Annotated in this window: 23 protein-coding genes; 20 read left to right on the top strand and 3 right to left on the bottom strand. The window is 66.4% G+C overall.

Annotation, left to right across the window (positions count from 1 at the left end):
- Positions 1-98: 98 nt before the first annotated feature.
- From tsf to ASF57_RS00835, 3 genes are all read right to left on the bottom strand, one after another.
- Positions 99-1,019, bottom strand: a complete 921-nt coding sequence (gene tsf, locus ASF57_RS00845; protein WP_056478925.1) for a translation elongation factor Ts — start codon at positions 1,017-1,019, stop codon at positions 99-101.
- A 203-nt stretch (positions 1,020-1,222) separates the two neighbouring features.
- Positions 1,223-2,290 carry a 30S ribosomal protein S2 gene (locus tag ASF57_RS00840; protein WP_056190063.1) on the bottom strand — a complete coding sequence of 356 codons (1,068 nt, stop codon included), beginning with the start codon at positions 2,288-2,290 and terminating at the stop codon, positions 1,223-1,225.
- Positions 2,291-2,487: 197 nt separating this feature from the next.
- On the bottom strand, positions 2,488-2,862 hold the full coding sequence (locus ASF57_RS00835) for a PH domain-containing protein (RefSeq protein ID WP_056478922.1): 375 nt from the start codon (positions 2,860-2,862) through the stop codon (positions 2,488-2,490).
- Positions 2,863-2,956: 94 nt separating this feature from the next.
- On the opposite strand from ASF57_RS00835, the gene ASF57_RS00830 reads away from it, so the two are divergent.
- From ASF57_RS00830 to ASF57_RS00735, 20 genes are all read left to right on the top strand, one after another.
- Positions 2,957-3,718: a pyridoxine 5'-phosphate synthase gene (locus ASF57_RS00830; protein WP_056478919.1), complete on the top strand. Its 762-nt coding sequence runs from the start codon at positions 2,957-2,959 to the stop codon at positions 3,716-3,718.
- On the top strand, positions 3,715-4,134 hold the full coding sequence (acpS, locus tag ASF57_RS00825) for a holo-ACP synthase (RefSeq protein WP_056478916.1): 420 nt from the start codon (positions 3,715-3,717) through the stop codon (positions 4,132-4,134). The genes ASF57_RS00830 and acpS overlap by 4 nt, the downstream gene beginning before the upstream one ends.
- Positions 4,135-4,245: 111 nt before the next feature.
- The gene (lepB, locus tag ASF57_RS00820; protein WP_056190056.1) at positions 4,246-5,046 is read left to right on the top strand and encodes a signal peptidase I; all 801 of its coding nucleotides are present in this window, start codon (positions 4,246-4,248) and stop codon (positions 5,044-5,046) included.
- Positions 5,047-5,059: 13 nt separating this feature from the next.
- On the top strand, positions 5,060-5,854 hold the full coding sequence (gene rnc, locus ASF57_RS00815; protein ID WP_056478913.1) for a ribonuclease III: 795 nt from the start codon (positions 5,060-5,062) through the stop codon (positions 5,852-5,854).
- Between the two features lie 64 nt (positions 5,855-5,918).
- Positions 5,919-6,821, top strand: a complete 903-nt coding sequence (era, locus tag ASF57_RS00810; RefSeq protein ID WP_244476789.1) for a GTPase Era — start codon at positions 5,919-5,921, stop codon at positions 6,819-6,821.
- Between the two features lie 129 nt (positions 6,822-6,950).
- Positions 6,951-7,871, top strand: coding sequence for a methyltransferase (locus ASF57_RS00805; RefSeq protein ID WP_156375909.1), 921 nt, complete (start codon positions 6,951-6,953; stop codon positions 7,869-7,871).
- Between the two features lie 14 nt (positions 7,872-7,885).
- Positions 7,886-8,626, top strand: a complete 741-nt coding sequence (locus ASF57_RS00800; protein WP_156375938.1) for a pseudouridine synthase — start codon at positions 7,886-7,888, stop codon at positions 8,624-8,626.
- Positions 8,627-8,689: 63 nt separating this feature from the next.
- Positions 8,690-8,953, top strand: coding sequence for a PepSY domain-containing protein (locus ASF57_RS00795; protein WP_056190052.1), 264 nt, complete (start codon positions 8,690-8,692; stop codon positions 8,951-8,953).
- A gap of 79 nt (positions 8,954-9,032) precedes the next feature.
- Complete coding sequence (locus ASF57_RS00790; protein WP_056190051.1) at positions 9,033-9,737, top strand: MgtC/SapB family protein; 705 nt, start codon at positions 9,033-9,035, stop codon at positions 9,735-9,737.
- A 359-nt stretch (positions 9,738-10,096) separates the two neighbouring features.
- Complete coding sequence (gene rpsF, locus ASF57_RS00785) at positions 10,097-10,576, top strand: 30S ribosomal protein S6 (protein WP_056190048.1); 480 nt, start codon at positions 10,097-10,099, stop codon at positions 10,574-10,576.
- Positions 10,577-10,579: 3 nt separating this feature from the next.
- Positions 10,580-10,867, top strand: a complete 288-nt coding sequence (gene rpsR, locus ASF57_RS00780) for a 30S ribosomal protein S18 (protein ID WP_056173092.1) — start codon at positions 10,580-10,582, stop codon at positions 10,865-10,867.
- A gap of 178 nt (positions 10,868-11,045) precedes the next feature.
- Positions 11,046-12,119 (top strand): DUF2232 domain-containing protein, encoded by a 1,074-nt coding sequence (locus ASF57_RS00775; protein WP_056478910.1) that lies wholly within the window; start codon positions 11,046-11,048, stop codon positions 12,117-12,119.
- A 29-nt stretch (positions 12,120-12,148) separates the two neighbouring features.
- A complete protein-coding gene (gene rplI, locus ASF57_RS00770) occupies positions 12,149-12,712 on the top strand; it encodes a 50S ribosomal protein L9 (RefSeq protein WP_056190044.1) in 564 nt (187 codons plus the stop codon).
- Between the two features lie 380 nt (positions 12,713-13,092).
- Complete coding sequence (locus ASF57_RS00765; RefSeq protein WP_056190043.1) at positions 13,093-14,580, top strand: replicative DNA helicase; 1,488 nt, start codon at positions 13,093-13,095, stop codon at positions 14,578-14,580.
- Positions 14,581-14,973: 393 nt separating this feature from the next.
- Positions 14,974-16,086: an alanine racemase gene (alr, locus tag ASF57_RS00760; protein WP_082503606.1), complete on the top strand. Its 1,113-nt coding sequence runs from the start codon at positions 14,974-14,976 to the stop codon at positions 16,084-16,086.
- A gap of 48 nt (positions 16,087-16,134) precedes the next feature.
- Positions 16,135-17,571, top strand: coding sequence for a DNA repair protein RadA (gene radA, locus ASF57_RS00755; protein WP_056190041.1), 1,437 nt, complete (start codon positions 16,135-16,137; stop codon positions 17,569-17,571).
- Between the two features lie 304 nt (positions 17,572-17,875).
- Positions 17,876-18,481, top strand: coding sequence for a CvpA family protein (locus ASF57_RS00750; RefSeq protein ID WP_056190039.1), 606 nt, complete (start codon positions 17,876-17,878; stop codon positions 18,479-18,481).
- 108 nt (positions 18,482-18,589) lie between these two features.
- Entirely contained in the window at positions 18,590-20,080 is a 1,491-nt protein-coding gene (purF, locus tag ASF57_RS00745) for an amidophosphoribosyltransferase (RefSeq protein ID WP_056190038.1), read from the top strand.
- An 8-nt stretch (positions 20,081-20,088) separates the two neighbouring features.
- A complete protein-coding gene (locus tag ASF57_RS00740) occupies positions 20,089-20,838 on the top strand; it encodes an SDR family NAD(P)-dependent oxidoreductase (protein WP_056478908.1) in 750 nt (249 codons plus the stop codon).
- A gap of 862 nt (positions 20,839-21,700) precedes the next feature.
- Entirely contained in the window at positions 21,701-23,425 is a 1,725-nt protein-coding gene (locus tag ASF57_RS00735) for an FAD-dependent oxidoreductase (RefSeq protein ID WP_082503605.1), read from the top strand.
- Positions 23,426-23,462: the final 37 nt, after the last annotated feature.

Below are 23,462 nucleotides of genomic sequence, written 5' to 3'. Positions count from 1 at the left end.
GGGTGTCTAGCCCAACGGAGGCCTCAACGTCGAGGGGCAGCGGCATCCCTGCCGCTGCCCCTCTCATTTCCGAAGCAAAAAATGCTCGAAATTTCAGATCAGCGTGAAAGGCTCGCGACTTCAGCCGCGAAATCCGGCCCCTCGTCTTTCTCGATACCCTCGCCGAGCGCATAACGCACGAACGCAGTGAGCTTGACCGGCGAACCAGCCTTGCCCTCGGCTTCCTTCAGAACTTGGCTGATCGTCTTGGAGCTGTCGTGGACGAAGGGCTGCTCCAAGAGGGTCACCTCTTTGTAGTAGCTCTTCAGGCCGCTCTCGACGATCTTAGCGAGCACGTTCTCGGGCTTACCGGCGTTTTTCTCGCGCAAGATGTTAATCTCGCGGTCGAGCGTGCCCTGATCGACGCCAGCAGCATCGAGAGCCACCGGGTTGGTGGCGGCAACGTGCATGGCGATTTGGCGACCGAGGGTGGAGAGCACCTCGACATCGCCCTCGGACTCGAGCGCGACGAGCACGCCGATCTTGCCAAGACCCTCGACCACTTGGCCATGGACGTAGGAGGCGATAACGCCCTTGGTCACGTCGAGCTTAGCAACTCGGCGCAGAGTCATGTTCTCGCCGATAGTGGCGATGAGGTTGGCGAGACTTTCCTTAACCGTGTTCGTCGCACCCGGGAACGTGGCGGCCTCAAGGCCCTCCAGCGTGCCGTCGGTGTTCAGCGCAAGCTTGGCGGCTTCACGAACGAAAGCCTGGAAGCTGTCATTGCGAGCGACGAAATCGGTCTCGGAGTTCACCTCCACGATTGCTGCATGGTGACCCGCCGACTCGACGGCGACAAGGCCCTCAGCGGCCACGCGGCCAGCCTTCTTGGCGGCCTTGGCGAGGCCCTTCTTGCGCAGCCAATCGACCGCAGCTTCGATGTCGCCGTCGGTCTCGTTCAGAGCGCCCTTGCAGTCCATCATGCCCGCGCCGGTCTTTTCGCGGAGCTCTTTCACCAGTGCGGCGGTGATGTTGGCCATGGCCGGTCCTTTCCGTGTCGTATGAAATGCGAAGTGTGATGAAGCGCGGGTCGTTCGAAACTTGTGTCCGGCGAAACGCGTCGTGTTTGGTGGGCAAGACACTCTGGAAGCGAATGAGCCCGGCGCTCTTGGAAAGCACCGGGCTTCAGCTTCGATTGTCGGATCTGCCGATGGCGGCCCAATGACGGGCCGCCGATGCGGGATCAGGCGGCAGCAGCAGCCTCGACGAAGCCGCGAGCCTGATCGACCCACCCATCGCGCCCGATGCGGCCGTTCAGCTTCAGATCGGCATCGACCTTGGCGACATCATCCGCGCTCATCGCAGCAAGCTGCCAGTAGTGATAGATTCCCGCCTCGTTGAGCTTCTGAACGATCTGCGGACCAGCGCCATGGAGCTTGGACAGATCGTCCGGAGCACCGCGAGGGGCCGAAAGCAGTTCGAAGTGCTCGGTCGACTCCACGAGGGCAGCGACGTCGGCTTGCGTGACCGAACCGGACTCGACGGAAGCCGCCGCGTCGTCGTTGGCCGGAAGCTCCTCGGCGACCGGCTCCTCGGAAGCACCGAGATCGATACCCATCGAGCCCTGGCCGCGCGAGATGCCGTCGATGGCAGCACGAGCGATCAGATCGCAATACAGCGCGATGGCGCGGCCCGCGTCATCGTTGGCCGGCACGACGTAGGTGATGCCGTCCGGGTTGCAGTTGGTGTCGACGATGGCTGCCACCGGGATACCAAGACGCTGGGCCTCCTTGATCGCGAGCTGCTCCTTATTCGTGTCGATCACGAACAGAAGATCAGGCACGCCACCCATGTCCTTGATGCCGCCGAGGGCCTTCTCAAGCTTGTCCTTCTCACGGGCCAGCATCAGCCGCTCCTTCTTGGTGAGGCCCTGGGCCCCGCCGTCGAGGGTCTCGTCAACCTTGCGCAGGCGCTGGATCGAGCCCGAGATGGTCTTCCAGTTGGTGAGCATGCCGCCGAGCCAGCGGGAGTTGACGTAGTACTGAGCCGAGCGCTTGGCCGCTTCCGCAATGGTGTCAGCTGCCTGGCGCTTCGTGCCGACGAACAGCACGCGGCCGCCCTTGGCCACGGTGTCGCTCACCGCCTGAAGGGCCTGATGGAGGGCCGGCACGGTCTGCGCGAGATCGATGATGTGGATATTGTTGCGCGTCCCGAAGATGTAGGACTGCATCTTCGGGTTCCAGCGATGGGCCTGGTGTCCGAAGTGGGCGCCGGCCTCGAGAAGCTGACGCATGGTGAAATCAACGGCCATGTCTTTGTACTCTCCGGTTGGTACCGCCGCGGAGGAAGCGATCGCGCCTAAGGGCAACGACCACCGGAAACGCCTCATTCAGGCATGAGGCAGACTCCGCGTGTGGAATGGGCGGGGCCTTACCAGAGACCACGCGCTGAGGCAAGATTTCCCCGGCCAGTTCCCCTCAGGGGAAAAACATCGGATACAGGATGGCATCAGCGGATCGATGCCGCGATGGCCTGCTGAATCCCCAGTATGTTGGCGCCCCGCTTCAAGGTCTTGCGGATCGGCTCGGCTCGACCCGAGACCCAGATCGCGAGTTCGGACTCAAGGTCGAAGCTTCCCGCAGTCTCCACCGAGAAGGAGGTGATCGCCCGATAGGGGACTGTCAGGTACGAGACTTTGCGACCTGTAATGCCCTGCTTATCCACAAGGATCAGGCGGCGGTCCGTGAAGACGATCAGGTCGCGAATGATCCGGAAGGCGATCTGAACCGGCTCGCCCTCCGTGAGAATTCCAGCCAGTTGCTCGTTCACCTCCCCGGGCGAGAGGTCGCTGCCATGGCCGAGCAGTCCGTCTAGAAATCCCATCGCGCGTCATATCCCCTGCGACCCAGCATCTCCTATGTAGTGACGCACGCGCCCTTCCATCAGGGTGCAGCGATCCCCTTCGGAGCTATCCGCGATGTCATCCCGTGCCCTGCCTTCAGATCGTCTCCGGCTCGGCGTCAATATCGATCACGTGGCTACAGTCCGGAATGCCCGCGGCGGGACGGCACCTGATCCGATCCGTGCCGCTCGCGAATCGGTCGCGGCAGGAGCCGACGGCATCACCGCACACCTGCGTGAGGATCGCCGGCACATCCGCGACGCCGATATGGAAACACTCGCCCGCACCCTCACGATTCCGCTCAACTTCGAGATGGCCGCCACCGACGAGATGATCGAGCTAGCAACCCGATTGAGGCCACACGCCGCCTGCCTCGTGCCCGAAAAGCGCGAGGAGCGTACCACCGAGGGCGGGCTCGACATCATCGGGGCTCAGGATTCACTGAAGCCTCGCATCGCACGCCTCGCTGCGGCAGGCATCCGCGTGTCGCTTTTTGTCGAGCCAGACTTGGCCGTGATGGACACTGCCAAGCGCCTGGGTGCACCCGTCGTGGAGCTTCACACCGGCAGCTACTGCGACGCGGTTGCCGAGGGGAATACGGCCAGGACCGCGCGAGAGCTTGAGCGGATCACCAAGGCGGCAGCCTATGGCTTTGGCATCGGGCTTGAGATCCATGCCGGCCACGGGCTCGCTCTCGACAGCGTCGGGCCGGTGGCCGCCCTGCGCGAGATCGCCGAATTGAACATTGGTCATGCCCTCATCGGCGAAGCTATCTTCGTGGGCTTGGGCCAAGCGATCCGCGATATGCGCGCGGCCATGGAAGAGGCACGCGCATGATCGTCGGCATCGGCTCCGACCTTTGCGACATCCGGCGGATCGAGAAGTCGCTGGAGCGCTACGGCGAACGCTTCACTTACCGGATCTTCACCGAAGCGGAGCGGGCCAAGTGCAATGCTCGCGCGGCGCGCGCTCCGTCCTATGCCCGGCGTTTCGCGGCCAAGGAGGCCTGCTCCAAAGCCCTCGGCACCGGTATCGCGCAAGGAGTGTTCTGGCGCGACATGGAGGTCGTCAATCTACCGGGCGGACGCCCGACCCTCCGGCTCACCGGAGCGGCGGCCGAGCACCTGGCGGCGCTCATGCCGGTCGGTCACCGGCCCAAACTCCACATCACGCTCACGGATGACCCCCCCCTGGCACAGGCCTTCGTGATCATCGAGGCAGTGCCGGACAGCACGCCCGGAACTCAGCCGTGAAGCCGCGTGCGTTGCGGCGCCTATCCGCATGGTCTATGCCGCCGGTCGACCGTCAACGACGGAAGTCGCCCGGAATCCGGGTGCGCGCGTCGGACCGGAGATGGCAGCCAGATGGAACGTGCCCACGTGGATCAGCAGACAAAGCGTGACCTGAAGGCTGCTGATACCAGCACCTGGGCGAGCATCAAGGAGACGCTGAAGGTCGGCGGTCAGGCGCTTCTCATCGCGCTGGTGGTTCGAACGCTCCTGTTCCAGCCCTTCAACATCCCTTCGGGCTCCCTCGTGCCGACGCTTCTGATCGGCGACTATCTGTTTGTATCAAAATATTCCTACGGATATTCGAAATATTCGTTACCCTTGAGCGAATACCTGCCCTTCACGGCCGACGGAAGGATCTGGGCGGCGGAGCCGAAGAGGGGCGACATCGCCGTCTTTAAACTGCCGAAGGACAATTCCACCGATTACATCAAGCGCGTGATCGGTTTGCCGGGTGACAAGATCCAGATGAAAGCCGGCCTCCTCTACATCAACGACGTGCCGGTGAAGCGTGAGAAGATCGCACCTTTCGAGACGACCGGCCCCTACGGCGAACAAGCCAAGGCGGAACAATACCTCGAAACCCTGCCCAACGGGATTACCCACCGCGTCATCGAGCGCGATGGCGATAACGGCTACTGGGACAATACCGAGCCCTACACCGTGCCGCAGGGGCGCTTCTTCATGATGGGCGACAATCGCGACAACTCGACGGATTCGCGCGATCTCGCCAGTGTCGGCTTCGTGCCATTCGAAAATTTCGTAGGACGGGCGGAGATGATCTTCTTCTCCATCGACGAGGGCACGCCGGCGTGGCAGATCTGGAACTGGCCGGCGAAGGTTCGCTGGAACCGGCTGTTCACGGCCATCCATTAGGACGTTACGCATTGTGACCGAAGAGGCGCGTCCCTCCAGCCGGGCGCGGCGCGCGCCCCGTCCGAAGCCCGACCTCGCGGTACTCGAGGCGCGGATCGGACATGCTTTTGCCAATCCGAAGCTTCTGCTCCACGCCCTTACGCACGTGAGTAAGGCCGGTGGGAACGGCCGACTCGGCAGCTACCAACGCCTGGAATTCCTCGGCGACCGCGTCCTTGGGCTTGCCATCGGCGACCTCCTCTACGAGGCCTTCCCGGGCGCCGACGAGGGCGAGCTGTCGCGACGCCTTGCGGGGCTTGTGCGGCGTGAAACCTGTGCGTCCGTCGCGACGAGCTGGGACGTCGGTCCGCACCTCGCACTTGGCCCCGGCGAGGTCCAGAGTGGTGGACGTCGCAATCAGACCATCCTGGCCGACGTCTGCGAATCAATCCTTGGTGCAGTGTTCCTCGACGCCGGCTACGAGGTCGCCAAGGCGATCGTCAACGCGGCCTTCACGCCGGACACCGACACCGCCGCGCCGCGCGGTCGCGATGCGAAATCGTCGCTTCAGGAGTGGGCGATGGCCCGCGCTCTGCCGATCCCAGTCTACGACGTGGTCGAGCGCTCGGGTCCCGACCATGCGCCGGTGTTTCATATCGCGGTGCGCGTCGAGGGTCTTGAGGTCGGTATCGGCGTCGGTCCCTCGAAACGCCTCGCCGAGCAGGAGGCCGCCCGCCTCGTGCTCGAGCGCGAGATAACCGGCTCCGATCCGGCCCGATCCAAGGAGACGTCGGCGGACGTCGATGAAGGACACGCCTCCAATGCCTGAAGATGATCACGACTTCGACGACGATTTCGCCCCGCCGCCGCTGATCCCGCTGCCGGCCGTGACGATGCCGGAGAATACCACGGCCGGCTTCGTCGCGCTGATCGGTATCCCCAACGCGGGCAAGTCGACCCTTCTGAACAGCCTCGTTGGCACGAAGGTCTCGATCGTGTCGCGGAAAGTGCAGACCACCCGCGCCCTCGTGCGCGGCATCGTCATGCATGAGACCGCGCAGATCATTCTGGTCGATACGCCCGGGATCTTCGCACCCAAACGCCGCCTCGATCGCGCCATGGTCCATTCGGCCTGGAGTGGAGCCTCGGACGCGGATGCGGTCTGCTTGCTGATCGATGCGCGCAAGGGCGTCACCGAAGAGGTCGATGCGATTCTCGCCAAGCTTCCCGACGTGAAGCGCCCGAAGGTTCTGATCCTGAACAAGATCGACCTGATTCCGCGAGATCGGCTACTCGCCCTGGCGGCCTCGCTGAACGAGCGTATCTCCTTCGAACACACCTTCATGGTCTCTGCCCTGAACGGCGATGGCATCGAGACGCTGAAATCGACGCTGGCCGGCATGATGCCGAAGAGTCCCTGGCTCTACCCGGAGGATCAGGTCTCGGATGCGCCGATCCGCATGCTGGCGGCGGAGATCACCCGCGAAAAGCTCTACGACCGCCTGCACGAGGAACTGCCCTACCGCTCCACCGTCGAGACCGACCAGTGGCAGCCGCGTCCGGACGGGTCCGTGCGTATCGAGCAGACTATTTTCGTAGAGCGCGAGAGCCAGCGCTCCATCGTGCTCGGTAAGGGCGGGCAGACCATCAAGGCCATCGGACAAGCGGCGCGTCTCGAAATCGCGGAAGCGGCCGAGCAGACGGTACACCTCTTCCTGCACGTGAAGGTACGAGAGAACTGGGCCGACGATCCGGCCCGATACCGAGAGATGGGTCTGGAGTTCCCGCGCGGCTGAGCATGGGCTAAGAGAATGGGAGACCGACCCCGGCGGCGATTCTTGTCGCCTGGTGGGCCGGGCCTCCCGCTTTCCTGTCACGCCCTGAGCCGTCGAGGCGCGCGCGCCGTCGCGCCGGATCCCGTTACGATGTCCACAATGCCTGTCTCGGAAGCCGTTTACGGCGCGCCGCCGCTGGAACTGGTGGAGGTGCCCGACACTGCCGTACAAGTCTCGCCGTTGGTTCCGGGCGCGGCGCGCTTGGAGGATGTCGCGCCTCATAGCCTCGACCGACTCGACATGCTGGCACCGGCCGGCACGATCGAGCGGCGCTACGTCCTGGCTCTCGCCCTGAAAGCCCTGAAGCCGGGCGGAGTCCTCACGGCTCTGGCGCCGAAGGATCGCGGGGGAAGCCGGCTGGTCAAAGAACTCACCGGCTTCGGCTGCGCGGTGCATGAAAATGCGCGCCGCCATCATCGGATCTGCACGGTCGCGTGCCCCGAGAACCTTACCGGACTTGACGAGGCCATTCTTGAGGGCGGGCCGCGTCACATCGACAATCTCGCGCTCTGCACCCAGGCCGGGATCTTCTCCTATGACCGTCTCGATCCCGGTACGGCTCTTCTGCTGGCGAACCTGCCGCCGCTCGCAGGTACCGGCGCCGATTTCGGCTGCGGCCTCGGCATTTTGGCCCGGGCGATTCTGGCTGCGCCGAAGGTGACGGAGCTGACCCTGATCGACATCGACCGGCGCGCCATCGAGATGGCCCGCCGCAACGTCGGCGATCCGCGCGCGAGCCTGCGTTGGGCGGATATCCGCGCCGGTGGCCTCGGGCTGAGCCGTCTGGATTTCGTGGTGATGAACCCGCCCTTCCATGACGGGGGAGCGGAAGACCAGGCCCTGGGCCAAGCCTTCATCGCCCGAGCCGCGGAAGCGCTGCGACCCGGTGGCACCCTCTGGCTGACCGCCAACACCCACCTGCCCTACGAGGCGCCCCTGAACGCGGCCTTCAAGAGCGTGGCACTGAAAGCCTCGGCGGGAGGCTACAAGATCTACGAGGCCCGCCGGTGACGAAACCGACGAAGATCGTTCACGCACGCCTCGATCGGCTGCTGGCGAATATGGGATACGGCTCGCGCCGCGAGATCGCGCTCCTAACCCGGGCCGGGCTTGTCGTCCTCGACGGTGCGCCGCTGCGCGACGCCGACCAGCACATCCCGGTTACGCCGGATTTGGCGCAGCGGATGACGGTCGATGGCGCCCCCCTCGATCCTCCGCCAGGGCTGACCCTGATGCTGCACAAGCCCCTGGGCGTCACCTGCTCACACAAGGAGGCAGGCCCCCTCGTCTATGCTCTGCTGCCGGAGCGCTGGCGCCGGCGCGATCCGGCACTGTCGACGGTCGGACGCCTCGATAAGGAGACCTCGGGCCTGTTGCTCCTCACCGATGACGGCGCGTTGCTGCACCGGATCATCGCGCCCAAGGCCAATGTCGCGAAACGCTACCGCGTCACCCTCGACCGCCCCCTCAAGGGCAACGAGGAAGCGGTTTTCGCCTCCGGGACCCTGATGCTCGACGGCGAAGACAAGCCGTTGCTGCCCGTGGAGTTCGTCGCTGAAGACGAGACCGGCGCCGTGGTGACCCTGCACGAGGGGCGCTACCATCAGGTCCGGCGCATGTTCGCGGCCATCGGCAACCACGTCACCGCGCTGCATCGGGACCGCGTCGGTGGTCTCGCTTTACCGGCGGATCTGGCACCCGGCGAGCACCGTATCCTCAGCGAGGCTGAGATTGCGCGCGTGTTTGCGGGACCGGACGAGACCTGATCCGTCCGGAACCGGACGTTTTGCACCCGGTTGGATCAGACAGCACTGATCCAGAGGTGATCCATGATCCGTTTTTCGGCACTCCTCCTCGCCGTAACGCTGAGCACCGGGGCAGCGACCGGTGCGCTGGCCGACACACCCGGTCCCGACTGGATGCCCGCCGATCAGGTGAAGCAGAAGCTGATGGCGGCGGGCTACTCCAGCATCACCGAATTCGAGGCCGATGACGGCCACTGGGAAGGCGAAGGTGTGAAGAACGGCATGAAGATGCAGTTCCACGCCGACCCGAAGACCGGCGCGATCCTGTCGGAGAAGCCTGACAAGTAGCCGGTTCGGCGGTGGACCGGTTGCAGCGGCGCAGCAAGTCTTCGTCCATGTTGATCTCCTGGCACGTCGATTGTCGGGCATGCTGAGCAATCTCGACATGATCGGCCGTCTGCTGGTCGCCGCCCTCCTGGGAAGCGTCATCGGATTCGAGCGGGAGCGGCTGATCTGGGCGGCCGGCATGCGGACCCATATGCTGGTCTGCGTCGGCTCATGCCTGCTGATGATCGTCTCGGCCTTCGGCTTTTCGGACGTTCTGGGACAGCCGAACATCACGCTCGATCCGTCCCGTGTCGCCGCGCAAGTCGTTTCAGGCATTGGCTTTCTCGGAGCCGGTACCATCCTGCTGCGCGGCGAGGTGGTGAAGGGACTGACGACGGCGGCCAGCCTCTGGGCGGTGGCGGCGATCGGCCTGGCGTCCGGCGGCGGGCTGTTCGTGCCGGCGATGGCGACCACCGCCATCGTGCTGGCGATCCTGGCCGGGATGAAGCCGTTCGAGGAGCGGTATCGCGCCCGTCGCCAGAAGCACGATCTGCGGATCGTCGCCGCCCACGGCGCCCTCACGATGGAGATGATCCGCGTGCTGGCGGGACCCTGCGCGGCGAAGCTGCGGCAGACTGAAATCGCTCGGGGAATACCAGAGGGTTTCGACGAGGTCACACTGTCTCTGGTGCATGTCGACCGACGCGCGGTCGATGCGTTCGCGGAACGGCTGCGTCGCCGCGACGGTGTCGGCAGTGTCGAATCGATCACCCGCGAATCGATCGGACGCGAACCAGACGCCTGATCCGGGCAAGACCCTTTTCAGGTCCAGCGAAATCCCCTTGGCTTCCGCGAAATCCCGCCGGCCTCTGCATGCCCTTTCGGTTTGCCAAACCTTGTCACTCCGAAAAAATTGGTTTATGCGCCATCCCTCGCGTTCGCTCCGGCTGGGGGCTGAACGGACGGTGTCGATTCCATCGGCATAGGGCAACCCGGAGACGGAGTGTCCATCGTCCCGTGTCTCCGCCTTCGATCAACCGCTCGGGCCTTCAAACGGCTCGAAGGGCTTGGCGCCGGGCGATCTCGCGTGTGAACCGGCCCGACGCTTCCTTTTCCGCACTCCTGCAGTGCCGTCGGGTCCCTTTGGATATGAAGGGCCCGTTAATGCCTCTCTACGAACACGTCTTCCTGGCGCGCCAGGACGTGACGGCCCAGCAGGTCGAGACCATGGTCGAGACCTACAAGGGCGTCATCGAAGCCAATGGCGGCAAGGTCGAGAAGATCGAGATGTGGGGCGTGAAGTCCCTCGCCTACCGCATCAAGAAGAACCGCAAGGCGCACTTTACGCTCCTCAACGTCGACGCCCCCCCGGCGGCGCTCGCCGAGATGGAGCGTCAGATGCAGATCTCCGAGGACGTTCTCCGCTTCATGACCGTCCGCGTCGAAGAGCTCGAGTCCGAGCCGTCGGCGATGATGCAGAAGCGCGACCGCGACGACCGCAAGGATCGTGAGCGCGGCCGTCGTCGTGACGACGAGGGCTTCGGCGGCGGTGGTGGATTCGGCGGCGACCGCGATCGCGGCGACCGTGGTGATCGCGGCGACCGGGGTGACCGCCCCGAGCGCAGCTTCGGCGGGGAGGCTTAAGTCATGGCATTTGGTGCTGGACCCGGTGCACCCGCCGCTGGCGGTGCTGGTGGTGGTGCGGGCGGCGGACGCCGTCCCTTCTTCCGTCGTCGGAAGACCTGCCCCTTCTCGGGCGCGAACGCGCCCAAGATCGACTACAAGGACGTCAAGCTCCTGTCGCGCTACGTCTCCGAGCGCGGCAAGATCGTGCCGTCGCGCATCACGGCGGTGTCCGCCAAGAAGCAGCGCGAGCTCGCCCAGGCGATCAAGCGTGCCCGCTTCCTCGGCTTCCTCCCCTACGTGATCAAGTAAGCGCCCTGGGGCACGCGCGAGCGGCCCCGAGAGCCTGCATCAACATGTCCCGGATCGGTCCATCCGGTCCGGGACAGGAGATTTCGTACCGGCCGATCCGACAGGGCGGCCGGGAGTCGTTGGGGCGACAGGCGCCTCTAACCCTGCCCGGATCGGGACAGTGGGACAGCGGGATGTGATGGCACAGTACCTCGGCATCGGTATCGGCGCGGGCCTCGTCTCCGCCCTCCTCTTCGGCGTTCTGCTGAAGGCGACAGCGCTCGCGATCCTGCTCTACCTGCTCGCCCCGCTCCCGATCCTGATCGTGGGCCTCGGCTGGAGCCACCGGGCCGCCCTGGTCGCCGCCATCACGGGCGCGCTGGCCCTGGCTGTCGTCGTGCAGCCCTTCCTCGGCCTCGGCTTCTTCGCCTACCTGGCGCTGCCCGCCTGGTGGCTCGCCTACCTGGCGCTCCTCGGCCGTCCCGATGCGGGCGGCACGATGGAATGGTATCCGACCGGCCGCCTCCTCGCCTGGACCGCCGGGACGGCCGGCATCGCTTTCGTGGCCATCGCGGTCATCGCAGCCCCGAGCTACGAGGCCTTTCAGGCGCAGCTCCGCGGCATGACCCGGACGCTGATCCAGGTGCGAACCGACCGGGCCGCCAACCCTTCCGCACCGATCCCGAATGCGGCGACGCCGAAACCCGACGCCGGCACACCGACCGAATCGGGCCAACAGGGCTCGGCGCAACAGGACTCGGCGCAACAGGACGCCCCCCAACAGGACTCCGCTTCACAAGATCCCGCAGAAGCCAGTCGTACCGAGGTCGCCAATGCCCTGGCGGCGATCGCGCCGGGCCTCGCCGCCCACGGCCTCACGGTTCTGCTCACCTTCTATCTCTGGGCGGCGGCCCGAATCGTCCGCGTCTCCGGGCGCCTGCCACGGCCGTGGCCGGACCTCGCCGCTACCATGATGCCGCGACGCGTGCTGGCCGTGCTGTTCGGTGCCCTCCTCATCGCCCTGGTGCCGGGTTTCCCGGGGGTCCTCGGCATCGCCGTCGCCGGCGCCCTGAGCGCCGCCTTCGCCATGCAGGGGCTCGCGGCCTTCCACGATCGCAGCCGCGGCCGGCCGGGGCGCCTCGCTCTGCTGTTCGGCCTCTACCTGATCCTCTTCTTCACCCAGGGCGTCGCCCTCGCCGCCCTGACCCTGTTCGGCATCGCCGATACCGCCCTCGACCGCCGCCGCCCCACGGGTGCGGCCGGACGACCCTGACCAACCCCAGACCCCAAAGGACGAACACCATGGAAGTCATTCTTCTCGAGCGCGTCGCCAAGCTCGGCCAGATGGGCGAGACCGTGAACGTGAAGCCGGGCTACGCCCGCAACTTCCTCCTCGCCCGCGGCAAGGCCCTGCGCGCCACGGAGAACAACAAGAAGCACTTCGAGACCCAGCGCGCCCAGCTCGAGACCCGCAACCTCGAGCGCAAGTCCGAGGCGCAGGCCGTCGCCGAGACCCTTGAGGGCAAGAGCTTCGTGCTCATCCGCCAGTCGGGCGAGACCGGCGTGCTCTACGGTTCGGTCTCGACCCGCGATCTGGCCGAGGTCGTCACCGCCGACGGCTTCACCGTCGGCCGCGACCAGTTCGCCCTCAACCAGCCGATCAAGACCCTGGGTCTGCACACCGTTCCGGTCGTGCTGCACCCCGAGGTCGAGGTCAGCGTCACCGTCAACGTCGCCCGTTCGCCGGAAGAGGCCGAGCGTCAGGCACGCGGCGAGTCGACCACCGAGCGCGAGGCGTTCAACCTCGACGACCTCGGCCTCGAGGTCGGCGCAGCCCTGGCCGAGGCTGGCGACGACCGCGAGTAAGCGGACCACACACCCGGTGAAGAACGGGGACGAACAGCCTTAATGGTTGACTAGTTCCTCGTTTGTTCCAGCATGGACGCCCGTCATCCGCAAGGATGGCGGGCGTTTCTGCGAGGGGTTTCGCCGGATCCTCCGGGGCGACGCATCCCTGAGAAGAGACGGGCTCGGGAAGAGACGGGCTCGGGAAGAGACGGGCTCGGGAAGAGACGGGCTCGAGAAGAGACGTGGCCGTGAAAGACCGGTCAGCAAAAGACGGGCCCAAGCGCGAATCGGCTAAGGTTCGGCTAACCATGCCGGCGCCATGGTCGGCAGATAGAGAGGCGCGGTGGCGGACCGCCGCGCGGACCATGAAACGAAGAGTCGGAGCCTCGAATCAGCCCATGGCCCTGCCCAACGCCCTGACGGCCAACCTTCAGCCCGTCGCGCAGGAATTCCGCGTCGCGCCGCACAACATCGACGCGGAGCAGGCCCTGCTCGGCGCGATCCTGGTGAACAACGATGCCTATTACCGGATCTCGGACTTCCTCCTCCCCGAACATTTCATGGAGGACGTCCACCGCAAGATTTTCGAGGTGGCCTCTCAGCTCATCAAGGCGGGCAAGCTCGCGACCCCCATCACCCTGAAGACCTACCTGGGCGACGCCGACCTCGGCGGCCAGACGGTGATGCAGTACCTCGCGCGCCTCGCGGCGGAAGCCACCACCGTCATCAACGCGGGCGATTACGGCCGTACCATCTACGACCTCGCCATCCGGCGCCGGCTCATCACCATCGGCGAGGATCTGGTGAACGGCGCCTACGAGGCGCCGGTGGAATCCTCGCCCCGCGACCAGATCGAGGGCACCGAGCGCCGGCTCTACGAGCTCGCCGAATCAGGCAAATACGATGGCGGCTTCCAGAAGTTCTCCGACGCCCTGACGGCGGCGGTGGACATGGCCGCCAAGGCCTACCAGCGGGAAGGCAAGCTCTCGGGCGTCGCCACCGGCCTGTCCGACCTCGATGCCAAGATGGGCGGCCTGCAGCGCTCGGATCTCATCATCCTCGCCGGCCGCCCGGCCATGGGCAAGACCTCGCTCGTCACCAACATCGCCTTCAACGTCGCCAAGGCCTACCAGTCCGAGAAGCTGCCGGACGGGCGCACCGAGACCAAGAACGGCGGCATCGTCGGATTCTTTTCCCTCGAAATGTCGGCCGAGCAATTGGCGACCCGTATCATCGCCGAGCAGTCGGGCGTGCCGTCCTACAAGATCCGTCGCGGCGACATTCAGCCGGCCGACTTCTACAAGATCACCGACGCGGCCCGGGACATGCAGACGATCCCGTTCTACATCGATCAGACCGGCGGCATCTCGATCGCCCAGCTCGCCGCCCGTGCCCGTCGCCTCAAGCGGCAGAAGGGCCTCGACCTGCTGATCGTCGACTACCTTCAGCTCCTCTCGGGCTCCGGCAAGCGCAGCGACAACCGCGTCCAGGAGATGACCGAGATCACCACCGGCATGAAGGCCCTGGCCAAGGAACTGGCGGTGCCGATCATCGCCCTGTCCCAGCTCTCGCGTCAGGTGGAAAACCGCGAAGACAAGCGCCCACAGCTCGCAGACCTTCGCGAATCGGGCTCGATCGAGCAGGACGCCGACGTGGTGATGTTCGTCTTCCGCGAGGAATACTACGTCAACAACAAGAAGCCCCGCGAAGGCACGGAAGAATTCTTCGCCTGGGAGGCCGAGATGAACCGCGTCCACGGCAAGGCCGAGGTGATCCTGGGCAAGCAGCGCCACGGCCCCACCGGGACCGTCGAACTGCAGTTCGACGCCAACATCACGCGCTTCTCGGACCTTGCCCAGTCCGACCGCCTGCCGGAGCAGATGTGATCTGCCGACCGGAGTGATCAGGAGGGCAGTTGTCCCGGAAGATCGAAGGGACATGAGACGGCCGCAGGTGAATATCCCGAAGTCTGGGAAGCCATGCGCCGTTCTGCCTCTCCTTCCCGCAAGGGCGATGGCATATGAAAACGCGCCGTCATTCCGGGGCGCCGCAGGCGAGCCCGGACCCGAAGGGGCGTGCCACCGGCGTGCAATCCAGTGCCGCTAACAGCGCAAGTCATTGCGCCACCTGTGTTTCTGGATCCCGGGCTCCGCTGCGCGGCCCCGGGATGACGGGGTGCTTCGGAGGACTTTTGGGCTCGCAGGTCCCCATATGCGATTACCTTACCGCATTGGGTCCCACGGTGCGCCCGGCATCCTACTCTGTGGAAAGCTGAGGCCATGAACCAGGAGATCGTCATTCCATCGACGCACGGCGCTCTCCTGACCATCGACCTCGCCGCCCTCGCGGAGAACTGGCGCCGGCTGGCGGCGCAGGCTCCGGAGGCGGATTGTGCCGCCGTGGTCAAGGCGGATGCCTATGGCTGCGGCCTTGCGCGGGTGCTGCCGATGCTGTGGGCGGCGGGGTGCGGGACGTTCTTCGTCGCCCACCTGAGCGAGGGCGTGGCGGCGCGTTCGCTCCTGCCCGAGGCCACGATCTACGTCCTCAACGGGCTGCTGCCCGGCCTCGGCCCGACCCTGGCGGCCCATGACCTGCGGCCCGTGCTCGGAAGCCGGGACGAACTCGCCGAATGGGCGGCTCTGGCCGAGGCGTCCGGCCGGACCCGGCCGGCGGCGCTCCACGTCGATACCGGCATGAACCGCCTCGGGCTGTCCGTGCCCGAGGCGCTGGCGCTGTCCGGCGATCCGCTGATCGGGCGGGCCGGAATCGCCTTGCTCATGACTCACCTCGTCAGCGCCGAGCTGGCGAGCGATCCGATCAACGCGCGCCAGATGGCGGATTTCGCGGCGGTGCGTGCCGCCCATCCGGGTGTGCCGGGGTCCTTCGCCAATTCCTCCGGCATCTTCCTCGGGGTCGCCGCGCATCACGACCTGCTGCGTCCGGGCTATGCCCTGTTCGGCGGCAATCCGACTCCGTGGAAGCCGAACCCGATGCGGCCGGTGGTGCGCCTGGAGGCGCAGATCGCGCAGATCCGCGACGTCGCTGCGGGTGAGACCTGCGGCTATAACGGGCGCTGGCGGGCGGCCGAGCCCCGGCGGCTCGCGACCCTGTCGATGGGCTACGCCGACGGGTATCCCCGGGCGGCGAGCGGGCGCGGCATCGCCCTGGTCGGCGGCGTGCGCTGCCCGATCCTCGGGCTGATTTCGATGGACCTCATCATCCTAGACGTCACCGACGCGCCGGCGGCGGCGCGCGGCGCGACCGCGACCCTGATCGGCGACGGCCTCGACGTCGACACGGTCGGCCGGGCCGCCGGCACCATCGGCTACGAGATCCTGACGGGGCTAGGTTCTCGCTATGTTCGCCATTATGTGACAGGAACCGGGGCCTGACCTCCGCCTGATCCGGGCGAGTCCTCCGGCTCCTCCAGCGGAATCGCGATGGCCAAGATCCAACAGAGCTTCGTCTGCCAGTCCTGCGGGGCGGTCTACAACCGTTGGCGCGGGCGCTGCGAGGCCTGCAACGGCTGGAACACCATCGTCGAAGAGACCGGCGCCACCGGCCCCCAATCGGGTCCGGTCAAGACGCGGCCGAGCCGGGCGCGCGGTCGGGTCTTCGCCCTGGAGGGCCTGACCGGTGAGGTGCGGGAAGCGCCGCGCATCCCGTCCGGGATCAACGAACTCGATCGGGTCACCGGCGGCGGTTTCGTGCGCGGCTCGGTGATCCTGCTCGGCGGCGACCCCGGCATCGGCAAGTCGACGCTGCTGATGCAGGCCTCCGCCGCCATGGCCCGGACCGGCGAACGCGTGGTCTACATCTCGGGCGAGGAGGCGGTGGCGCAGGTGCGGCTGCGGGCCGAGCGCCTGGGCCTGACCTCGGCGGCGGTCGAGTTGGCGGCCGAGACCAATGTCGAGGACATCGTCGAGACGCTGTCGCAGGGGCGCCCGCCGGCGCTGGCCATCATCGATTCGATCCAGACCATGTGGACCGAGACGGTGGAATCGGCCCCCGGCACCGTCACGCAGGTGCGCGGCTCGGCCCAGACCCTGATCCGCTTCGCCAAGACCAGCGGCACGGCGGTGATCCTGGTCGGGCACGTGACCAAGGACGGGCAGATCGCCGGCCCCCGGGTGGTCGAGCACATGGTCGACGCGGTCGCCTCCTTCGAGGGCGACCAGGGCCACCACTTCCGAATCCTGCGCGCGGTGAAGAACCGCTTCGGACCCACCGACGAGATCGGGGTGTTCGAGATGACCGATCTGGGGCTGGCCGAGGTGCCGAACCCCTCGGCCCTGTTCCTGGCCGGGCGCGACCACGCCGCGCCCGGAACGGCGGTGTTCGCCGGTATGGAGGGGACGCGGCCCCTGCTGGTGGAGATCCAGGCCCTGGTCGCGCCCTCGTCGCTCGGCATGCCGCGACGGGCCGTGGTCGGCTGGGACCCGAACCGCCTGTCGATGGTGCTGGCGGTGCTGGAGGCCCATGGCGGCATCCGCCTCGGCACCCACGACGTCTATCTCAACGTGGCGGGCGGCCTGCGCATCTCCGAACCCGCCGCCGACCTCGCCGTCGCCGCCGCCCTGGTCTCGTCCCTCTCCGGCGCGACGCTGCCACCCGAGACGGTGTATTTCGGCGAGATCGGACTGTCGGGCGCCGTCCGCCCGGTGGCGCAGGCTCCGGCCCGGATCAAGGAGGCGCTGAAGCTCGGCTTCGCCAAGGCGGTGATGCCGCAGGGGCGCGGCGAGGGCGGCGACGGCGGCCTGTCGACGGAGGCGCTCCGCCACATCGCCGACATGGTGGCGGGCATCGCCAGCGGCGGCCCGCGCCGGGTCGGATCGCGCCGGGGCCACAACCCGCCGGATTATGGCGACGACGATTGACGGGACAGACTTGGCGCGACGCGCGCCGGAACGGGAAGATCGCGGCAAGACGATCTCGTCGGCACCGAAGATCAGGGCCTCCCACCGGACCACGGAGACCGGGGCACGATGTCATGTTGCCAGGGACGATGCATCGCGACGCCCCCCCGACCGGGGTCAAACCTGGCCGGACCCCGGCCGGGGATGGCATCCCGCGCCAGGGTGACGGCCGAGGTTCCGCACGATATACAGAGCCGCGGCCGGGGGAAGCCGCACGATCCGGTCATCGTCGCCGCTCCGCCCCATGAAGTGACAATCGTCAGAGATGCCGTTCTCCGTTCTCGATCTCGTCGTGCTGGGTATTGTCGTGGTCTCGGCGCTGCTGGCCGCCGTCCGTGGCGCGACCCGCGAAGTGCTTGCCATCATCGCCTGGGTCGCGGCCGCCGCCATCGCGTGGAAATTCCATCCCTTTCTGCTGCCCACGGTCAGCCAGCATGTGAGCAACCCGACCGTGGCCCTCGTCGCCTCGATCGCGGCGATCTTCCTGCTCACCCTGATCGTCGTGTCCATCCTCACCGTGAAGGTGTCGGACATGATCCTCGATTCGCGCATCGGCGCCATCGACCGCTCGCTGGGCTTCCTGTTCGGGGCCGGACGCGGCTTCCTGATCTGCGTCATCGGCTGGGTGTTCCTGGCCTGGCTGGTACAGGGCAAGATGCCGCCCTGGGCCTCCGAGGCGCGCAGCCGGCCGATGCTGGAGAAGTCCGGCGAGGCCCTGGTGGCGCAGCTCCCGGAGAATCCCGAGGGTCTTCTGAAGCAGTTCAAGAAGCCGAAGGCCGATACGCCGGCCGATCCGGTCGAGCCGCCGGAAGGCGAGGTTCCGGCCCAGCGCCGCACCGAGGCGCCAGCCACGCCCGCCCCGCGACGCTGATCTGCGTCGCCGTGCGCTTGGTCGCGCGGCGAAGGCCGATTACATGACGGTCATCTGACGGCGCCTGCGCGGGGATTCGCACGGGGCCAACCAGGGAACGACATCATCATGTCTGTAGCCAAGTCGAGTGCCCGTCCCCCGGTCGAGGTCGTGGACGGGCTCGACCGCGACGGCGATACGCTGCGCGAAGAGTGCGGCGTCTTCGGCATCTTCGGCCACCCGGACGCCTCCGCCATCGTCGCGCTGGGGCTCCATGCCCTGCAGCACCGGGGCCAGGAAGCGGCCGGCATCGTCTCCTTCGACGGGGCGGTGTTCCATTCCGAGCGTCGTCCGGGCCTCGTCGGCGATTCGTTCTCGGACCGCTCGACCATCGAGCATCTCGAAGGCCCGGCCGCCATCGGCCATGTGCGCTACTCCACCACCGGCGGCACCATCCTGCGCAACGTGCAGCCGCTCTTCGCCGAGCTGGCCAGTGGGGGCTTGGCGGTCGCCCACAACGGCAATCTCACCAACGCCCTGTCGATCCGCCGCGACCTGGTGCGCGACGGTGCCATCACGCAATCGACCTCCGACACCGAGGTGATCCTGCATCTTGCCGCGCGCTCCCGCGCGCCCCGCATCGTCGAGCGCTTCACCGAGGCCCTGCGCCAGATCGAGGGCGCCTACGCCATCGTGGCGCTGACCAACAAGAAGCTGATCGGCGCCCGCGATCCGCTGGGCATCCGCCCCCTGGTGCTCGGCGAACTCGACGGCCGCTACATCCTCGCCTCCGAGACCTGTGCCCTCGACATCATCGGCGCCAAGTTCATCCGCGACATCGAGAACGGCGAGATCGTGGTGATCTCGGAAGAGGGCATCGAGTCGATCCGCTTCGCGCCCGCGCAGCCGATGCGCCCGTGCATCTTCGAGTACATCTACTTCGCGCGCCCCGATTCGGTGGTGAACGGCAAGAGCGTCTACGCGGTGCGCAAGAATATCGGCCACGAATTGGCCCGCGAATCGGCGACTGCGGCCGATGTGGTCATTCCGGTGCCGGATTCCGGTGTGCCCGCCGCCCTCGGCTTCGCCCAGGAGACCGGCCTGCCCTTCGAGATGGGCATCATCCGCAACCACTATGTCGGCCGCACCTTCATCCAGCCGACCCAGTCGGTGCGCGAACTCGGCGTGCGGATGAAGCATTCGGCCAACCGCGCCGTGGTCGAGGGCAAGCGCATCGTGCTGGTCGACGACAGCCTCGTGCGCGGCACCACCTCGGTGAAGATCGTCCGCATGATGCGGGAGGCCGGTGCCAAGGAGGTGCATTTCCGCATCGCCTCGCCGCCGATCACCTATCCGGACTTCTACGGCATCGACACGCCGGAGCGGGAGAAGCTGCTGGCCGCCACCCATGACCTCGAGGGGATGCGCCGCTACATCGGTGCCGATTCACTGGCCTTCCTGTCCATCGACGGTCTGTACAAGGCCATGGGCGAGGCCCGCCGCGACGAGGCCTGCCCGCAATACACCGACCATTGCTTCACCGGCGACTACCCGACCGGCCTGACCGATCTGGCCATCGCGGGGCCGCGCCGCCTCGCCATGCTGGCCGAAGCGGACTGAGCCGGCCGATGAGCACGCCCGAAAAAACCCTCGCCGGCCGCGTCGCCGTCGTCACCGGGGCGTCGCGGGGCATCGGCCATGCCGCCGCCCTGGCGCTGGCCGAGGCCGGCGCCCACATCGTCGCGGTCGCCCGCACGCAGGGCGGCCTGGAAGAGCTCGACGATGCCATTCGGGCGCGCGGCGGCAGCGCCACCCTCGTGCCCCTCGACCTCACCGATTACGACGCCATCGACCGGCTCGGCGCCGGCATTCACGAACGCTGGAAGCGCCTCGACATCCTGGTGGGCAATGCCGGCATCCTGGGCAATCTCACACCGATCGGGCACGTGACTCCGAAGACCTGGGCGCAGGTGATGGAGATCAACGTCACCGCCAATTACCGGCTGATCCGCTCCCTCGATCCGCTGCTGCGGATGTCCGACGCCGGCCGCGCCATCTTCGTCACCTCCGGGGCGGCGCAGAAGTGCCGGGCCTATTGGGGCCCCTATTCGGTGTCCAAGGCGGCTCTCGATGCCCTGGTGCGGACTTACGCAGCCGAGACCGCGACGACACCGGTGCGCGCCATGCTGCTCAACCCCGGCCCCCTGCGCACCTCCATGCGCAAGGCGGCGATGCCGGGCGAGGACGAGATGACCCTGAAGACGCCGGAAGACCTCGCCTCGCACTTCGTGCGCCTCGCGAGCCCGGATTTCTCGGAATCGGGCAAGATCTACGACTTCCCGAGCGACCGGATCCTGACGCCCCAGATGGCAGGCTGACGCCGCAGCGTCGGCACAGTCGCCGCCGGACCCCGGCCGCGACCGATCACCGGTGAAGGCAGCCCCGCTCGGTTCCGAAGCCGCCCTCCCCCCTCCCGGCATCGCGCGACCGGGACATCGCCTCCGCGCGATCGTCCCGCTGGCTCTCTCCGACGACCCGGTTCGCCTCGGACGGCCGAACCATGGGCGGAGGCTATCGAGGCTCGGTCGCCACCAGATGGACCCATGCCCCCGCGCGGCATCGTCGCCGCCGCCCGGCGAGGCGGATGACAGCGGCGCATGAGGGCCGCTCGTGCATCGAGCGAGCGGGCCATCCCGATCTGCCGGGATCAAACCGTTCGCGATCGATCTGCACCAAGGCCAAGGCTTGGGACGTCTCTCGCGCAGATGCGGTATTTGGGTGCCTTCCCGGCCAGAAGCCCCTCGACCGGCCCCTTGCCTCGCCCGGACCCTTGCCTTGCCCGGACCCTTGCCTCGCCCCGACCAGCGGTCGAACTCCTTCCCGTCTCCCGGGTGGTCTCGCAACGCCGCGAAGCGCGAGACGATGGGTCCGCCCACGATCACGCCCGAGGCATAAACATCGTTGCTGATCTAATCAGATCTGCTGCGAGAGATGGCACTTTGAGAAGAAACAATTTTTATCAAATAGTCGGCCAGAACGTGGGATCACATTTATCAATTTTCAAGTTGCCTTATATAAACAGGAGCATTTTTCTGTTTCCGATCGCGAATAAATTCGAAAGGTCAGACTGCGCAGAATCCGATTCGACTCATTGACCATATGTGACAAGCCGATATGTGGTTTTCCGTTCTGTATGATCGTCGATCGCGCTTTTGAAGAAACTCCGAGAGACTCCCCATCATGGTTTCGCGACGTTCTTTTCTCGGGGGTGCCGCCGCAACGCTTCTCTATCCGCTCTCCGCTCGGGCCGGACACTTGAGCTTCGACATCGTCGTCTACGGCGCGACCAGCGGCGGTATCGCGGCGGCGTTCGAGGCCAAGCGCCAGGGTCGCTCCGTCGCGCTGGTCGGCGGTTGGCGGGAGAGTCACCTGGGCGGCATGATGTCGGGCGGGCTCGGGTATTCCGATGTGGACTCGCCGCGCGCCTACGGTGGGCTGGCCCGTTACGTGATCGACCGCATCAACGAACGCGCCGGACATCCCCCGGGGACCTTCGCGTTCCAGCCGCGATTCGCCGAAGCCGTGTTCCAGGATCTGCTGGCACGACACGATATTCCGGTGTTCTGGTCACTGGGGGTCACCCAGGTTCGCAAGGAGAACGGCCTGATCGTCGCGATTGCGACGACGATGGGACAGACTTTCGCGGCGAAAGTCTTCATCGACGCATCGTACGAGGGCGACCTGGCCGACAAGGCCGGAGTGACGACCTTCATCGGTCGCGAGGCCGCGTCGCCGCAGGACTTCTACAATGGCTACCGGAACGTCTTCAACGACGGCGGGGGAAGCAATCACAACTTCGTCCGGCCGCGCTTCTTCCTCAAATTCCTCGCCGACCGCCACATCTATCTCGATCCGTTCGTCACGCCCTCCGATCCGGCATCCGGCCTGTTGCCGGGCGTTCGCGAACGCCCGCAACTGGCCTCCGCCTCGGGGGACGGCGCCGTTCAGGCCTACAACTTCCGCCTGACCATGACGCGGGACCCGCGTGCCCGGGTGCCGTTCGCGAGCACCCCGCCGGACGGCTACAAGAAAGCTAACTACGAAATTCTATTCCGCTATCTCGAAGCGCTGCGGGACGGTGGCTTCCTGAAGCCGACCTCGACGATGGCAGAAGAGAATTTTCTGCTCTGCAACAACATCGGCGACGGCCTCTACGACGTGAACAACCGGGGAGCGGTATCCCTCGACCATGTCGGCAGTTCCTGGTCCTATCCCTCCGCAAGCTATGCGGAGAGAGGCCTGATCTGGAAGGAGCACGAGCGATGGATTCGCGGCCTCTTCTATGCCTTCCAGCACGAGAACGACCCGCGGGTGCCGGAATCCGTCCGGGAATCCATGCGGGCCTTCGGCCTGGCGGACAATCACTACCTCGACCCGTTTCCCGGCGACGAACGCCATTGGCCCTACCAGCTCTACGTCCGCGAATCCCAGCGCATGGTGTCGGATTTCGTGCTCCACGGCGCCGATATCGCGGCTCGTGACGGCTCGGAGCCGCGCAGCCTCGGTACGATCGCGGCCGGAAGTTACAATCGGGACAGTCATCACACGCAACGGATCGCGGTTCCGCTCCCGGTCTGGCACGTTCGCAACGAGGGCAATTTCGAGGTCGGGAATGGCGGAAAGGACAAGATCTTCCCCATCCCCTACGAGGTCACGGTTCCTCGGCGCGCCGAATGTCGAAACCTCGTGGTGGCCTTCTGCGTCAGTGCCACGCACGAGGCCTTCGGCGCATTCCGGATGGAACTGACCTTGATGCAGGTCGGCCAATCCCTCGGCATGGCCGCCGCGATGATTGCGGAGCATCCCTGCTTTCTGGCGGTGCAGGATGTGCCGTATGCGGATCTCCGCCGGCGCCTGCTGCAAACGCCCGAGACCACGAAACCCTATCTGCCGCAGACGAACTGAGGTCCGGCCCTCACCTGGGGGGCTCACCGTGGGGCAT

The organism is Methylobacterium sp. Leaf117 (assembly GCF_001422985.1).
In the GTDB taxonomy this organism is placed as follows: Bacteria; Pseudomonadota; Alphaproteobacteria; order Rhizobiales; family Beijerinckiaceae; genus Methylobacterium.
The sequence above is the reverse complement of the archived record's forward strand: the minus strand, read 5'-3'. Positions and strand labels throughout refer to the sequence as shown.